The 13793-nt window shown below is 66.3% G+C and carries 13 protein-coding genes; 7 read left to right on the top strand and 6 right to left on the bottom strand.

The window, feature by feature from the left end:
- Nucleotides 1-25: 25 nt before the first annotated feature.
- From ACN0T5_RS08650 to ACN0T5_RS08665, 4 genes are read right to left on the bottom strand one after another with little or no spacing between them, the layout of a single operon-like run.
- Entirely contained in the window at nucleotides 26-1405 is a 1380-nt protein-coding gene (locus tag ACN0T5_RS08650) for an acetoin dehydrogenase dihydrolipoyllysine-residue acetyltransferase subunit (protein WP_417768220.1), read from the bottom strand.
- 1 nt (nucleotide 1406) lies between these two features.
- Entirely contained in the window at nucleotides 1407-2435 is a 1029-nt protein-coding gene (locus ACN0T5_RS08655) for an alpha-ketoacid dehydrogenase subunit beta (RefSeq protein WP_417768221.1), read from the bottom strand.
- Entirely contained in the window at nucleotides 2432-3442 is a 1011-nt protein-coding gene (locus tag ACN0T5_RS08660) for a thiamine pyrophosphate-dependent dehydrogenase E1 component subunit alpha (RefSeq protein ID WP_417768222.1), read from the bottom strand. The genes ACN0T5_RS08655 and ACN0T5_RS08660 overlap by 4 nt, the downstream gene beginning before the upstream one ends.
- Nucleotides 3435-4778: an NAD(P)H-dependent oxidoreductase gene (locus tag ACN0T5_RS08665; protein WP_417768223.1), complete on the bottom strand. Its 1344-nt coding sequence runs from the start codon at nucleotides 4776-4778 to the stop codon at nucleotides 3435-3437. Before ACN0T5_RS08665 ends, ACN0T5_RS08660 begins: the two co-directional genes overlap by 8 nt.
- 313 nt (nucleotides 4779-5091) lie before the next feature.
- On the opposite strand from ACN0T5_RS08665, the gene ACN0T5_RS08670 reads away from it, so the two are divergent.
- From ACN0T5_RS08670 to ACN0T5_RS08700, 7 genes are all read left to right on the top strand, one after another.
- Nucleotides 5092-6642, top strand: a complete 1551-nt coding sequence (locus tag ACN0T5_RS08670) for an extracellular solute-binding protein (RefSeq protein ID WP_417768224.1) — start codon at nucleotides 5092-5094, stop codon at nucleotides 6640-6642.
- 38 nt (nucleotides 6643-6680) lie between these two features.
- A complete protein-coding gene (locus ACN0T5_RS08675) occupies nucleotides 6681-7622 on the top strand; it encodes a carbohydrate ABC transporter permease (RefSeq protein WP_417768225.1) in 942 nt (313 codons plus the stop codon).
- Nucleotides 7623-7625: 3 nt separating this feature from the next.
- A complete protein-coding gene (locus tag ACN0T5_RS08680; RefSeq protein WP_417768226.1) occupies nucleotides 7626-8468 on the top strand; it encodes a carbohydrate ABC transporter permease in 843 nt (280 codons plus the stop codon).
- A 4-nt stretch (nucleotides 8469-8472) separates the two neighbouring features.
- Nucleotides 8473-9528, top strand: a complete 1056-nt coding sequence (locus ACN0T5_RS08685; RefSeq protein ID WP_417768227.1) for an ABC transporter ATP-binding protein — start codon at nucleotides 8473-8475, stop codon at nucleotides 9526-9528.
- Entirely contained in the window at nucleotides 9525-10472 is a 948-nt protein-coding gene (locus tag ACN0T5_RS08690) for a carbohydrate kinase family protein (protein ID WP_417768228.1), read from the top strand. Before ACN0T5_RS08685 ends, ACN0T5_RS08690 begins: the two co-directional genes overlap by 4 nt.
- Nucleotides 10473-10540: 68 nt before the next feature.
- A complete protein-coding gene (locus ACN0T5_RS08695; RefSeq protein ID WP_417768229.1) occupies nucleotides 10541-11233 on the top strand; it encodes a hypothetical protein in 693 nt (230 codons plus the stop codon).
- A gap of 8 nt (nucleotides 11234-11241) precedes the next feature.
- The gene (locus ACN0T5_RS08700) at nucleotides 11242-11862 is read left to right on the top strand and encodes a hypothetical protein (protein WP_417768230.1); all 621 of its coding nucleotides are present in this window, start codon (nucleotides 11242-11244) and stop codon (nucleotides 11860-11862) included.
- A gap of 21 nt (nucleotides 11863-11883) precedes the next feature.
- Here the strand turns inward: ACN0T5_RS08700 and ACN0T5_RS08705 are convergent, their stop codons facing one another.
- Together ACN0T5_RS08705 and ACN0T5_RS08710 are read right to left on the bottom strand one after the other, a co-directional pair.
- On the bottom strand, nucleotides 11884-12570 hold the full coding sequence (locus ACN0T5_RS08705) for a class I SAM-dependent methyltransferase (protein ID WP_417768231.1): 687 nt from the start codon (nucleotides 12568-12570) through the stop codon (nucleotides 11884-11886).
- The gene (locus ACN0T5_RS08710; protein ID WP_417768232.1) at nucleotides 12563-13696 is read right to left on the bottom strand and encodes a CaiB/BaiF CoA transferase family protein; all 1134 of its coding nucleotides are present in this window, start codon (nucleotides 13694-13696) and stop codon (nucleotides 12563-12565) included. The genes ACN0T5_RS08705 and ACN0T5_RS08710 overlap by 8 nt, the downstream gene beginning before the upstream one ends.
- Nucleotides 13697-13793 lie beyond the last annotated feature (97 nt).

Consider the following 13793-nt stretch of genomic DNA (forward strand, 5'->3'; position numbering starts at 1 on the left):
CCGGTCCGGCGAGCCAATCCTGCTATCATTTCATGTCGGCAAACAAAATACCAATCTGCCCGGCAAGCTCGATATGCGGCAGGTGCCCCGCGTTCTCGAAGAGGTTCAGCGACACCCGCCCGGGCGCCCTGAGCGCGTGCGACCAGGGAATGATGCGGTCGCGCCTGCCCCAGACGATGCGCGTTGGAAGCTCGATCCGGTCGAGCGCGGCGGCGATGGAAAAGGCCTGCACCCCGTCGGGAAAGAGATGCTCGGCAAGGTCGGCCTGGGCCGCCCGCAGGGCGGGATCGGCACGGGTCAGCATGACCGAGCGGACATAGTTCCAGCTGACCGTTTCCTCGTCGGCCGGCAGCAGCTTCAGCCAGGGGGCAAGGCTCTCGGCGCGTGTTGCCCGGGCAATGCCGGCAAGCGCCGGGCCGTTGATCTCCGGTCCAAGGCCGGCGGGGCTGAGAAGCGTCAGCGAGGCGATCCGGCGCGCGCGCGTGTCGGCCAGCGCGGCGGCGACGGCACCGCCAAGCGAATGGCCGACGAGATGGGCCCGTTCAAGGCCGAGCCCGTCAAAGGCCTGCCGCATGTCGCGCACCAGTTCGGCGAAGGAGGCGATCCGGCGCCGGGGCGAGCGGCCATGGCAGGGGAGCTCGATCCGGTAGACCGGGTGCCCCTTCGGCAGGCTTGCCAGGAGCGGCGCCCAGCTTGCGCCATCGCTGGCAAAGCCGTGCAAGAGGACGAAAGGCGTCTTGTCGCCCTTGCCGCTGCGCAAGACCGAAAGCGGCCCGGCTTCCGCGCTCCAGTGAAGAGGGGCGGCGGGTGCGATTCCGGGTTGGGAGAGCGATTCCAGATGGCGCGCCACGTCGCCCGCCTGGATGCGTCCGCGCGGGCCGCTGCCGCCCATCGCCGCGATTTCCAGGCCATTGTCCCGCGCCAGCCTGCGCGCCTTGGGTGTCGCCCGGGAAGAAGGGGTATGGGCAGAAGCGGAATGGGGGAGAGAGAAGCCGGCGCCCGAGGGCGCCGGCTCCGGGGTCCGTTTGGCGGGCTCTTCCGGGGAGGAAGGGGCGGGAGGGCACGCTGTGCCGGACATTCCTTCGCCGGGATCCGATGCCACGGGAGCGGGTGTGTCATGCGGGCCGTCGCCGGCGAGGCCGTCGGGTCGCGGTCCGACAGCTTCGCCATCGGCATAGATCCAGGCAACGGGCTGACCGATCCCGACCTCCGAACCGGCCTCCGCGATCACGTGATGAAGGGTGCCGGAGGCGGGGCTTTCCACTTCCATCGCCGCCTTGTCGGTCTCGATGTCGAACAGGGCCTCGGATTTCTCCACCCGGGCACCTGCCTCCACATGCCACACGGCGATGCGGCCGCTCGTCATGTCCATGTCGACCTTCGGCATGATGACTTCGACCGGCATCTCAGACGCGCTCCCCTGCAAGGGCGCGGGCGGCCTCGAGAATGTCGGGCACCTGGGGCACGGCGGCGCGTTCGAGATCCGGGTTGTAGGGGATCGGGCACTCGGCCCCGCCGAGCCGGATGATCGGCGCGTCGAGATAGTCGAAGGCATCGCTCTCGGCGACCATGGCGCTGATCTCCGCGCCGATGCCCAGCGTCTTGACGCCTTCGTAGACGCAGAGCAGCCGCGATGTCTTGCGCACGCTGCCCAGCACCGTGTCCCGGTCGATGGGGCGGATCGTCCGCAGGTCGATGACCTCGGCCTCGATGCCTTCGCCGGCGAGCGTGCGCGCCGCTTCCAGCGCCTTGTGCACCATGATGGAGGTCGCGACGATGGTGAGATGGCTGCCCTCGCGGCGGATCGCGGCCTTGCCGATCGGGGTCAGGTAGTGCCCCTCCGGCACCTCGCCTTTCATCTTGTAGAGGATCTTGTGCTCGAAGATCAGCACCGGATCGGGATCCTCCAGGGCGGCGAGCAGCAGCCCCTTGGCATCTTCCGGCGTCGAGGGCTGCACCACCTTCAGCCCCGGGACATGGGCGAACCATGCCTCCAGGCTCTGGCTGTGCTGGGCGGCGGCCCCGGTTCCCGAGCCGGCCGGCATGCGCATCACGACCGGCACGGAGACGGCGCCGCCGAGCATGTAGCGTACCTTGGCGGCCTGGTTGACGATCTGTTCCATGGCGAGCGTGGCGAAGTCGGAGAACTGGAACTCGAAGATCGGGCGCAGTCCCGTCATCGCCGCGCCGACGGCAACACCCGCGCCGCCCAGTTCGGAGATCGGCGTGTCGATGACCCGGTCGGGCCCGTATTTGTGGACGAGGTCGCTCGCGACCTGGAACGCGCCGCCATAGACGCCGATATCCTCGCCCATCAGCACGACGCGCTCGTCGGCGGCCAGCGCGATGTCCATCGCCTCGCGGATGGCTTCGGCATAGGAGAGTTCGCGCGTCTCCTGCCCCTGCCGGGCGGCGGTTCCCGCATCCATGTTCATTGCGCTGCTTCCGTGTAGACGTCGCGGGTGACTTCGGCGACTTTCGGGTTCTCGCCGGCCTTGGCGAACTCGATCGCCTCGGCGATCTCGCGGTCGGCGTCGGCTTCAAGTGCGGCGATTTCCTCGCGCGAGGCGATGCCGTGCTCGACCAGCATGTCCGCCATGCGGACGATCGGATCGCGCGACATCCACTCGGCGATCTCTTCCTTGCTGCGATAGCGGTTGCGGTCCGACTTGGAGTGGCCGCGCCAGCGATAGGTCATGGGTTCCACCAGCGAGGGACCCTCGCCGGCCCGGGCGCGGGCGATGGCTGCGTCCATCGCCTCGCTGACGGCGGAGAAGTCGTTGCCGTCGACGGTGACGCCGGGCATTGCATAGGCAGCGGCGCGGGTGGCGATCTGCTTGACCGCCGTCGAGCGCTCCGTCGAAGTCGACATGCCGTATTTGTTGTTCTCGCAGACGAAGACGACGGGCAGTTTCCACACGGCGGCCATGTTCAGCGCCTCGTGGAAGGCGCCCTCGTTGTTGGCGCCGTCGCCGAAGAAGCAGACGGTGACCGCACCGGTGCCGAGCCGCCTGGCGGCGAGCGCCGCGCCGACGGCAATCGGCAGGCCGCCGCCGACAATGCCGTTGGCGCCGAGATTGCCCTTTTCCACGTCGGCGATGTGCATCGACCCGCCGCGGCCCCGGCAATATCCGGTTTCCTTGCCGAAGAACTCGGCGAACATCCGCGACACGTCGGCGCCCTTGGCGACACAGTGGCCATGTCCGCGATGGGTGGAGGTGATCTTGTCGGCATCGCCAAGCGCCATGCAGGCGCCGACGGCGCTGGCCTCCTGGCCGATCGACAGGTGCATGGTGCCGTGGATGAGGCCGCGCGTGTAGCTTTCTTCCGCGCCTTCCTCGAACTTGCGGATCAGGTACATCTTGCGCAAGGCCGCCTTCAGCTCCCCGGCGGTGTAGCGGGCGATGGCGAAAGGCGTGTTCTCGGGCGGAAGGTCAGGCATTGGCGGGCTCCCGGGCAGCCGCCCCGAACAGCATCTCGTCCTGGCGTGTGCGCAGGGCGGCGATGCGGGAGTTCGCGGGAACCTCGGCATTGGCACAGGTGATGAGTTCGCCCTTGCGGATCGGCGCGGTGACCTTGGCGCCGGTCAGCAGGCCGCAAGGGATCGCGTTGGCAGCGCGCGCCTCCCCGGCTTCCATGATCCAGGCCCGGTAGCAATACTCGCCGATCTGGTCGAGGATCTCGCCGGGGGCGAGATCCTTCTTGGCGACGGCCGCGACCTCCGCCGTCGGCCGGTCGAGGGGAACCATGTCGGCCTTGCCGTAGAGAACGGCGCGGGCGCAGGTCAGCGGAACCTCGAGCGAGGTGAGGTGGTAGGGGCGGATGAAGGTGAAGTAGGGGCCTTCGCCCATCTTCAGGTCGCTCATCCGCTCCCAGACGCGGGGATGACGCATTTCGGCGACGACGAAGACCCCGGGGGCGAGACCCTCGCCGACGGAATAGTCGACCCGGCCGGCGCCGGACAGCACGCCGCCATCGGCCTGCGGGATCAGGATCTTCGACAGGTCCTTCGGCCCGGCGGCGGGACCGTGCATGCCCGGCTTGTCGGGGACAAGGCCCGTCGCGTTGGCGATGGCGGCCATCTCCACCATGGTCTTGGACCCGTCGACGAACTCGACCAGCATGCGCGCGTTCATGTTGCGGGCCTTCGCCTCGGCGGCATAGGCGTCCGGGGTGGCATCGATGTTGAGCGGGTTGTTCTTGCCCTTGCCGGCGGACACGATCGTGTGGCCCATCGCGGAGACGAATTCGATCAGCTCCATGCAGGAGGAGGGCTCGTCGCCCGCGCCGAGCGAATAGACGACGCCGAGGCGCTCGGCCTCCGCCTTCAGGAAGGCGCCGATGGTCACGTCGGCCTCGACATTCATCATCACCAGATGCTTGCCCCGCTCCATGGCGGCAAGGCCCAGTTCCGCGCCGACGGAGGGAACGCCGGTCGCATCGATGACCACGTCGATCAGCCCGCTTTCGAAGATCTGCGCCGCATCGGAGGCAATGGCCGTGCGGCCGCGTTCGACCAGGGCGTTGAGGTCGTCGGTCGACTTGCAGTCGGCCGAGTGTCCCGCCTCGCCATGGGCGATCTCGACCGCCCTGTGTGCGGCTTGCGGGGTCAGGTCGGCGATGGCGGCCACGTCGATGCCGTCCATGAGCGCGGCGCGCGTGACGATGTCGGTGCCCATCTCGCCGCAGCCGATCAGGCCGATACGGACCGGCTTTCCCGCGTCCTGGCGCTGCCTGAGATCCCGCGCCAGACCGGTCGGCGCAACATTGCTTGTCATAACGCATGCCCTCGAAACTGTGATGGCCCGTTTAAACAGAACTTTCGTTCATTGGTCAACATATATGTTCAACATCAGATCCAATCATGCGGATATTGGTGCATTGCAGCAATTTTGTATCGCTAGAAATCTCGTTTCCCTGTCCTATGCAGTCTTGACAGGGGAATGGGAATGAACATTAGTGTTGTCGCAATCTCATATGTTCATATGGGTGTGGCTGATCTTGCCACGAGGAGGAGCATCGTCGACAGTCGGCCAACCGGACATGATTCAGGATCGGCCGCGGGAATTCCAATGGGAGGAAAGACAAGTGATGCAACAGACACTGATCTCACGCCGGTCGCTTCTGAAGACCGGTGCCGCTGCCGGCGCGATGGGGATGTCGCTGGGCGGCGTTGCCCTGCCGGCCTTCGCGCAGTCCGATCTGCCTGATCCCGCAAAGGTCCTCGCCGACATTTCCGTGCCCAAATACGTGCGCGCGGACTACCGCGAGCTCTACAAGATGAGCGATGCGCCGCTCTGGGATCCGGCGATCGACTGGATCCGCACCGTCGACTGGGAGGCGGTGCGCAAGGAGCTGGCCGGCACGACGGTCCGTTTCGCGATCGGTGCGGCCGATCAGGAATCCGCGGCCGAGGGGCTGGTTCCCTTCGAGCTGCTGTCGGGCATCAAGGTCGAGCTGGTTCCCATCCCCGACGACAGTTTCTATGACAAGGCGCTGGCCGAGTTCATTTCCGGCAATGCGAGTTTCGACGCGCTGCAGTTCTTCTCGCCCTGGCTCGGCGATTTCGCGGCGCCCGGCTTCCTTGCCCCGCTCCAGGAATATGCCGACAAGTGGAAGCTGCCGCTCGACGACTTCTACGACACCTATCGCCTGAACTACGGCTATTTCAACGGCGAGATGTACGGCATCCCGTTCGATTGCGACGTGCAGATGGTGCATCTGCGCAAGGGGTATGTGGAGAAGGTGCTCGGCGGGCCGATCGATACCTGGAACTCGGTTCCCACCTATGACGAACTGATCCGCCTGTCGGGCGAGCTGAACAAGGTCGAGCCGGGCGTTTCCGGCGTCGGGCTTTTGGGCGCGCGCGGTTTCTGGTCGACCTATACCTGGGAGCATGTCGCCGCGCAGGCCGGCATGATGCTGTTCGACGAGAACTGGGAGCCGGTCTTCAACGGCGATGCCGGACAGAAGGGCCTCGAGATCATTCTCGACCTGTCGAAGAACGCCATCGAGGGCTTTGCCGCCGCCGGCTGGGGTGAGAACCGGGCCGCCTGGCTCGGCGGACAGGTCGCCACCAATATCAGCTGGCAGGACAGCGGCACCCAGGCGATGCGCCCGGACCAGTCGCAGATTGTCGGCGACTTCGTCACCATCTACGAGCCGCGCATTGCCGGCGGCCGGTTCGCGCCGCCCAACATCGCCGGATCGACCTCCTGCGTCGCAGCTTCGAGCAAGAACCCGGAAGGGGCCTTCCTGATGCTCGCCTTCCTGACGACCTCGTCGATCATGGCGATGAACGAGGCCAACGCGAACGGCGTTGCACCGGGTTACCGCTCCGTCCTGACCAATCCGGATCTGCAGAAGGTCAGCCAGCCGGCCGAGGTGTGGAGCAAGTCGCTCGACCACGCCTGGTGCGCGCCGCGACTGCCGGGCATGTTCGAGATGGAGCAGGCGATCGGCAACGAGCTGAACCGTGCCTTTGTCGGCCAGGTCGCGGGCAAGGAGGCGCTCGACAACGCCGCCGCCGCCGTGCGCAAGATCATGGATCGCAACGGCTTCTACGGCAGCCGTCCGCCGGTCGACTATGCGGCCGTTGCGCCGGGGCTCTATGTCGGCGAGGGCAAGCCGCTTCCGGTCTAGGGCGTTCCGTCAAACTCGTAGCAATGCAGGTTCCCGCCATGAGCGATTCGACCCTGCCGGCTTCCGGGGTGGCCCTTGCCACCCCGGTTCGCGTGGCAGCCGCAAGAAAGCGCCGCAGCAAGCGCATGCGGACACTCTTTCCCTATCTTCTCGTGGCTCCGGCGGTTCTCTACCTGCTGATGATCACCCTCTATCCGGGGGCCTATGCGGTCTACCAGAGCTTCTTTCTGGTGCGCTTCAATTCCTGGACGCCGATCGGTTTCGAGAATTACGCCGACCTGTTCTCCGACCGCGAATTCTGGGCGGCGCTGTGGAACACGCTGGTCATCGGGGTGCTGGCGCTGGGGCTGGAATGCTTCTTCGCGCTGATGCTCGCCTATTTCGCCTATCGCGATCCCTGGGTGCAGGGCTGGCGCATCGCCTTCCTCGTGCCGATGCTGTTCATGCCCTCGGCGGTCGCCTTCATCTACAAGCTGGCCTTTCTCGACGGCCGGATCCTCTCCGACCTCCTGATGCGTGTCGGGCTGATTTCCTCCAACCTTGCCATTCCGTCCTCGACCTGGATGTCGCGGGCGACGCTGATCATTGCCGATGTCTGGCAGTGGACGCCGTTCCTGTTCATCATCTTCGTCGCCGCGCTGCAGGGCCAGGACGAGGAGGTGGAGGAGGCCGCGCGTCTTGACGGGGCAAGCTGGTGGCAGATCTTCTGGAACATCTCGCTGCCCCTGATGCGGCCGGTGATCGCGGTCGCACTCGTGCTGCGCGGCATCGACATCACCACCATGTTCGCCAATGTCTTCATCATCACCAAGGGCGGGCCGGGCGGGGCAACCGAGACGATCAGCTATTTCATCTACCGGCTGGGCTTCAAGAGCTTCAACTTCGGATATGCCTCCGCCGCCTCGGTCATCATGCTGGTGATCACCATCGTCGTCGCGCAGCTCGTGGTGAAGCGCGCCTTTCGTTCGGGGAGGACCTGACCCATGGCCTCGCAACGCGGTTCCAGGGGCGAGAGCCTGCTCGTCCGGTACCTGATCCTCACGGCCTGGGCGCTGTTCTGCCTGGCGCCCGTCCTGTGGTTCCTGTCGATCGGCCTGCGCCCGCGCACGGAGATCGTCACCCCGCAGCCGATCTACTGGCCGACATTCTCGCTCGATGCCTGGCACATGATCTGGTCGGACTGGCCGATGGCGGCCTATCTGCGCAATTCGGTGCTGGCGATCATCGGATCGGTGCTGATCGACCTGGTGCTGGCCATCCCGGCGGCCTATTCGCTGGCCCGCTACACCTATCGCGGGCGCGAGGATATCGGCTTCTACATCCTGTCGACACGGATGATGGCGCCGGCGATCGTGGCGATCCCGATCTTCTTCCTGTTCCGCAATCTCGGCCTGCTCGACACGGTCTGGGCGTTGATGCTGATCTATGCGGCGATCAACCTGAGCGTCGTGACCTGGATCATCCGCTCCTACATGCTGGACATCCCGAAGGAGCTGGAGGACGCGGCGCGCACCGACGGCGCGTCGGACATGCGCATTCTGTGGGAGATCATCATTCCCGCCATCCTGCCCGGCATCATCACCGCCGGCGTCATCGGCGCGATCTTCGCGATCAACGAGTTCCTGTTCACGCTGCTGATCGCCTCGACGTCGAGCGCCTACACCATGTCGGTGGCGCTGGCGAATTTCACCGGAGGATCGGACGGCGTCATCTACAACGCGATCGCCCTGGTCGCCTTCCTCGCCTTCATTCCGGTCTTTCTGGTCGTCGTGGCGATCCAGAAGCACCTCTCGCGCGGCCTGACGATGGGCGCGGTCAAGGGATAGAGACATGGCACGTATCGAACTGACTGGCATTCAGAAGAAGTGGGGCGCCGTTTGGGGCGTGCGCGATGTCGATCTCGACATCGCCGACGAGGAGCTGGTCGTGTTCCTCGGCCCTTCGGGCTGCGGCAAGACCACGACGATGCGCATGATCGCCGGGCTGGAAGACCCTTCCGAGGGTGAAATCCGCATGGACGGCGAGGCCATGAACGAGGTCGACGCGCGCGACCGGGACGTGGCCATGGTGTTCCAGGGCTATGCGCTCTATCCGAACATGTCGATCTACGAGAACATCCGCTTCCCGCTGCGGATGCGCGGCGTGCCCAAGGCCGAACACGACGCGCGCGTCCGGCAGGCCGCCGGGATGGTCGAGCTTGGCGATTATCTCGACCGCAAGCCAGGGGCGCTTTCCGGCGGCCAGCGGCAGCGCGCGGCGCTGGCCCGGGCGATCGTGCGCCAGCCGCAGGTCTTCCTGATGGACGAGCCCCTGTCCAATCTCGACGCCAAGCTGCGTCAGGCGATGCGGGTGCAGATCAAGCACCTGCAGCGCCAGTTGAAGATCACCACGATCTACGTGACGCATGACCAGATCGAGGCGATGACGCTCGCCGACCGGATCGTGATCATGGAAGGGGGACGCGTCCAGCAGATCGGCACGCCCGACCAGATCTATTCCGATCCGGCCAACACCTTTGTCGCCGGTTTCATCGGCTCGCCGCCGATGAACCTCGTTCGCGGACGCCTCGACGGCGGCCGGTTCACGGCGCCGGGCATCGCCATTGACGGCATCGGCATCGAGGGCGCGCGGGAGATCGTGCTCGGCGTGCGACCGGAGGACTGCCGTGTCACGGCGGAGGGCGCGCATCTGTCGGGCCAGGTGTTCGGGGTGGAGCCGACCGGCGACATGACCTACCTGACGATCCGCACGGATGGTGGCAATATCGAGGTGAAGGCGGATCGCGACTATCGCTCCGAACTCGATGTCGCGGAAACGGTCGCATTCGATCGCGATCGGCTCTATTTCTTCGACGGTGAAACCGGACAACGCATTCGGCAGGCATGACCACATTCGACTACACTTCGATGGGCTTCTACACGTTCGACTGCCTGTGTCGGCCCGTGAACGAGATCCCGTCCGGCGGAAACACCTCCTTCGTCGAGGAGTTCACCATCGCCGTCTCGGGCGCCGCCGGCAGCGCGGCGATCGTTGCCGCCAAGCACGGGCTGAAGGTCCAGGCGGTCGGCGGTGTCGGCGAGGACGACATGGGCGACTGGGTGCTGGCGAAGCTCGGGCGGTTCGGCATCGATGTCGCCAACCTGGAGCGCTGCAGCGGCTTCACCACGTCCTCCTCGATCGTCACCACCCGGCCGAACGGGCAGCGTCCGGCCCTGCACAAGCGCGGGGCGACAGCGGGCTTCTACGTCACGGACGAGCAGGTCGACCGGGTGCTCGACACGAAGATCTTCCATGTCGGCGGCGTCGGGCTGATGGACCGGATGGACAAGGGCCGGACGGCCGAGATCATGGCGGCGGCGAAAGCCAAAGGCTGCCTGACGACGCTGGACGTCTTCGCCTCGACGCCGGACGACATGCCGCTGATCGCGCCGCTGCTCGGCAATACCGACTTTTTCATGCCCTCGGAAGAAGAGGCGATGGCGCTGTCGGGAATGACGGATTTCGAGGATATCGCCAGCTTCCTGCTCGACCAGGGCACCAAGGCGGTGATCCTGACGCTGGGCGAAAAAGGGGCGATGTATCGCGACCGTTCGGGGCGGCGCATCGACATCCCCGCCTACCGCATCGACGTTGTCTGCACCTGCGGCTGCGGCGACTGTTTCAACGCGGGTTTCGCCACGGGCCTCCATCTTGGCCGGTCGGTCGAGGACTGCGTCCGGCTGGGGCAGGCAAGCTCCGCCCAGAACGCCATGGGACTGGGGTCGCAGGCGGTGGTGAGTTCGCTTGAGGAGACCTTGCAGTTCATGGACAGGACGCCGCTGATATCCTAATCTTGTCACCCGTTCCCGGGCTGCCATTCAGAGTTCGCGACATGTTGCCAGCGCCGAAAATCCCGAGATTGCAGGACCTCGCCCTTCCGCTTCGCGACATCATGCGCGGCGCGATGGCGCTCGAGGCCCGTACGCCGTCGCGGCGTGAGCGGGCCGCGCGCCACCGTCCCCCGGCCCTGCGCCCGCTGCCGCGTTCGGTGGCCGACGCGGGCGAGGGGATCCATGCGGCCAATCTTGCGGAAAACGCCCCCTCGCGCGCGGACGTGGCGCGCGCGGCGCGCGACATCGCGGCCTGGGACGGCGATTGCGATCCGGCGAATTTCGGCCATGTCGCGGCCCATGCCCTGACGCGGGCGCTTGGCGATGCGCGCCTTCTGGTCAGCGAGACGGTGGCGGCGCTTGTGTTTTCGCAGGTCGCCGCGCGCGCGTCCGGGGGCGACAAGGATGTGGCCGCGGCCGAATTGCTGCTGGCGCTTGAAGCCCGTCATGTCGCGGGACTGGCTCCGGGGGTCGAAGGTGCCGTTCGCGAGGGAGACCGCGCCCAGGTCCATGTCGCGGTGACCGGCCTCATCCTCTGGCTGATGGCCGAGCGGCCCGTCTCTCCCGATACCGAGGAGCGCTTGCTCGATCTGTCGCTTGCCGTCGCGCGGGCGATCGAACCGGAGACGTTTTCGGCACCGGAGGAGACCCCTCGCCGCAACGCCCGTGTCGACGCGGCGGCGCTGGGCCCCGTGCTGCGCCGCCACGCTGGCGTGATCTGAGGCCGACAATGACCGGTTCCACACTCGATGCCCCCAGGGCGGATCGCCAGCCGATCCGCCGCGCCATCCGGCGACTGCGCTGGTTCGTCGGCTCGTTTTCCAGTCAGCTTGACGACATATCACGGGAAACCGGTGTCGTGTTCTCGCTCGACGAGCAGCGGCTCGCGGATGTGTTCATGGCGTGGCTGCGCGACTTCGAGGCTCAAAAGCCACGGGATCCGCGCGACCGGAAATCCTATGTCGGCTTCGCCGCCGGCCTGATGCTCCGCAACCTGATGAGGCAGAAACCCGTCACGGTGCTGTCCTTGCCCAAGGACGCGGACGAGACCAATCCGGCCTATTACTGGCCGGAGGGCTATGCCTATGTCGCCTATTGCCTGAACGTGCGTTCGGCCGTTCTGGAGCAGGATTTCGACGAGGCGCGGGCGACCAGCCCGGAATTCGACGAGATCCGGACCTGGTGGTCGTTCCGGGAGAATGTCGAGGAAGACCCGAACCTGGCCATCGCGTTCCTCAACGCGTTCGCCGGCGATGAGCCCGACTGGACGATGCCGGCGCTGTTCCAGTCGGGGCGCATCTCGCAGGTCGCGCCCAGCTTCTATCAGGCCCGGCTTTCGGGACAAGACTAGCGCGGGCGGCCCGTCTTTTCTTCACCCTGCGGGGGAAAGAGCGACCAGGAGCATCGGCTGGGTCAGCCGGAAGCCGTTTTCGCCAGGCGTTGCGCGGTGCTTCAGCAGGGCGTCGAGTTCCGCGCGCTGTGCATCGGCGCTCGCGCGGCGTGCCGGATCGACCGCCACCAGATAGTCGATGAAGCCGTCGACCGAGGCGAAATCGGTGAAGCGGTCGTAGCGCTGTTCGGAAAGTTCCGTCCAGTTTCCGGCCGCAATGTCGGCGCGAAGCGCGACAAGCGCCTCGCGGCGGATGTCGGTCTCGTCCTCGACGGGACGCATCACATCGAAGAACGACCCCTCCGCCAGCGGCTCGACGACGATCAGCGTGCCGCCCGGGGTCAGCACCCGCCGCACCTCGGCAAGCGCCTTGCGCATCAAGGGCACCGGCACGTGGTGCAGGGCGTTGAGAAAGACCGCCGCATCAAGGCTTGCATCCGCGAAGGGCAGGGCTTCCGCCGTTGCCTGTTCGAACCGCGCATCCGGTACGCCCTTGCGGGCCCGGGCGATGGCGTCCGCGTCGGGATCGATGCCTGTCATCGCGTGCCCGTGCCGGGAGAGCGTGGCCGAAAGGGCCCCGCCGCCGCAACCGATGTCGAGCACCGACCGTGCGCCGGTGTCGGCCAGGATGGCGAGGATGCGATCAGGGGTCTGCAAGGTCTCAGGCATCGACACCGGTGAACTCCGCCCGCACCTTGTCCGTCTGCTCGCCAAGGGCCGGAACCGGTCCGAACTCCGGGGACTTGCCGTCGATCAGCGCGCCGGGGGCGAGCAGGCGCACCGGTCCCGTGGGCGTCTCCGTCTCGACATGGCGGTTCTGGGGGTGCTTGACCAGATCTTCCATCGTGCTCACCCGCCCGAAGGCGATGCGCGCGTCGCGCAGCTTGTCGGCGAGCGCATCGCGGGGATGGCCGGCGAAGACCTCCTCGATGATGGCATCGAGTTCGGCGCGGTGGGCGACACGGCGCGAGTTGCTGTTGAACCGCGTGTCGGCGGCAACCTCGGGTCGCTCCAGCACGTCGCGGCAGAAATTGACCCATTCGCGCTCGTTCTGGATGGAGAACAGCACTTCCTTGCCGTCGCTTCCCGAATAGGCGCCGTAGGGCGCGATGGTCGGATGGTTGAGGCCGTTGCGCTCCGGGTTCTTGCCGCCATAGGCATATTGCAGGTAGGGCACGTTCATCCAGTCGGCGAGCGCGTGGAACAGCGAGACGGCAATGTGCCGGCCCTTGCCGCTGCGCTCGCGCGCGAACAGCGCCTGCAACACGGCCTGGTGGGAGGTCATGCCGGCCGCGATGTCGCAAACGGAAACACCCACACGGGCCGGCCCTTCGGCATTGCCGGTGATGGCCGAGAGGCCGCTTTCGGCCTGGACCAGCAGATCATAGGCCTTCAGGTCGCGGAACGGGCCCTCGTCGCCATAACCGGAGATCGACACGGTGATGAGACGCGGATTGGCCTGGCGCAGCCGGTCGGGGGCAAAGCCGAGACGGTCGATGGCGCCGGGCGCCAGATTCTGGATGAAGACATCCGCCTTGAGGATCATCGCCTCGAGAAGCGCCTTGTCCTCGTCCTTGCGCAGGTCGAGGCAGACCGATTCCTTGCCGCGGTTGAGCCAGACGAAATAGGCGCTTTCGCCATGCACCAGATGGTCGTAGGCGCGGGCGAAATCGCCTTCCGGGCGCTCCACCTTGATGACGCGGGCACCGGCTTCCGCAAGCCGCCCTGACAGATAGGGTGCGGCGACGGCCTGCTCCACCGAAACCACCATAAGACCCGAAAGATCGCCCTGCATCGTCGACGCAACTCCCTGTTGTTGGCGCCAGTATGCCCCATGACCCCGACAAGGAGTAATAGAGGCGATGCCCTGCGGCTATTGCCGGAGACTATGC

This window comes from Stappia sp., from assembly GCF_048261845.1.
Classification (GTDB): Bacteria; Pseudomonadota; Alphaproteobacteria; order Rhizobiales; family Stappiaceae; genus Stappia.

Coding starts and splice junctions, on each gene's coding strand:
- ACN0T5_RS08650 (WP_417768220.1), bottom strand. CDS start 1,405: ATGCCGGTCGAAGTCATCATGCCGAAGGTCGACATGGACATGACGAGC.
- ACN0T5_RS08655 (WP_417768221.1), bottom strand. CDS start 2,435: ATGAACATGGATGCGGGAACCGCCGCCCGGCAGGGGCAGGAGACGCGC.
- ACN0T5_RS08660 (WP_417768222.1), bottom strand. CDS start 3,442: ATGCCTGACCTTCCGCCCGAGAACACGCCTTTCGCCATCGCCCGCTAC.
- ACN0T5_RS08665 (WP_417768223.1), bottom strand. CDS start 4,778: ATGACAAGCAATGTTGCGCCGACCGGTCTGGCGCGGGATCTCAGGCAG.
- ACN0T5_RS08670 (WP_417768224.1), top strand. CDS start 5,092: ATGCAACAGACACTGATCTCACGCCGGTCGCTTCTGAAGACCGGTGCC.
- ACN0T5_RS08675 (WP_417768225.1), top strand. CDS start 6,681: ATGAGCGATTCGACCCTGCCGGCTTCCGGGGTGGCCCTTGCCACCCCG.
- ACN0T5_RS08680 (WP_417768226.1), top strand. CDS start 7,626: ATGGCCTCGCAACGCGGTTCCAGGGGCGAGAGCCTGCTCGTCCGGTAC.
- ACN0T5_RS08685 (WP_417768227.1), top strand. CDS start 8,473: ATGGCACGTATCGAACTGACTGGCATTCAGAAGAAGTGGGGCGCCGTT.
- ACN0T5_RS08690 (WP_417768228.1), top strand. CDS start 9,525: ATGACCACATTCGACTACACTTCGATGGGCTTCTACACGTTCGACTGC.
- ACN0T5_RS08700 (WP_417768230.1), top strand. CDS start 11,242: ATGACCGGTTCCACACTCGATGCCCCCAGGGCGGATCGCCAGCCGATC.
- ACN0T5_RS08705 (WP_417768231.1), bottom strand. CDS start 12,570: ATGCCTGAGACCTTGCAGACCCCTGATCGCATCCTCGCCATCCTGGCC.
- ACN0T5_RS08710 (WP_417768232.1), bottom strand. CDS start 13,696: ATGCAGGGCGATCTTTCGGGTCTTATGGTGGTTTCGGTGGAGCAGGCC.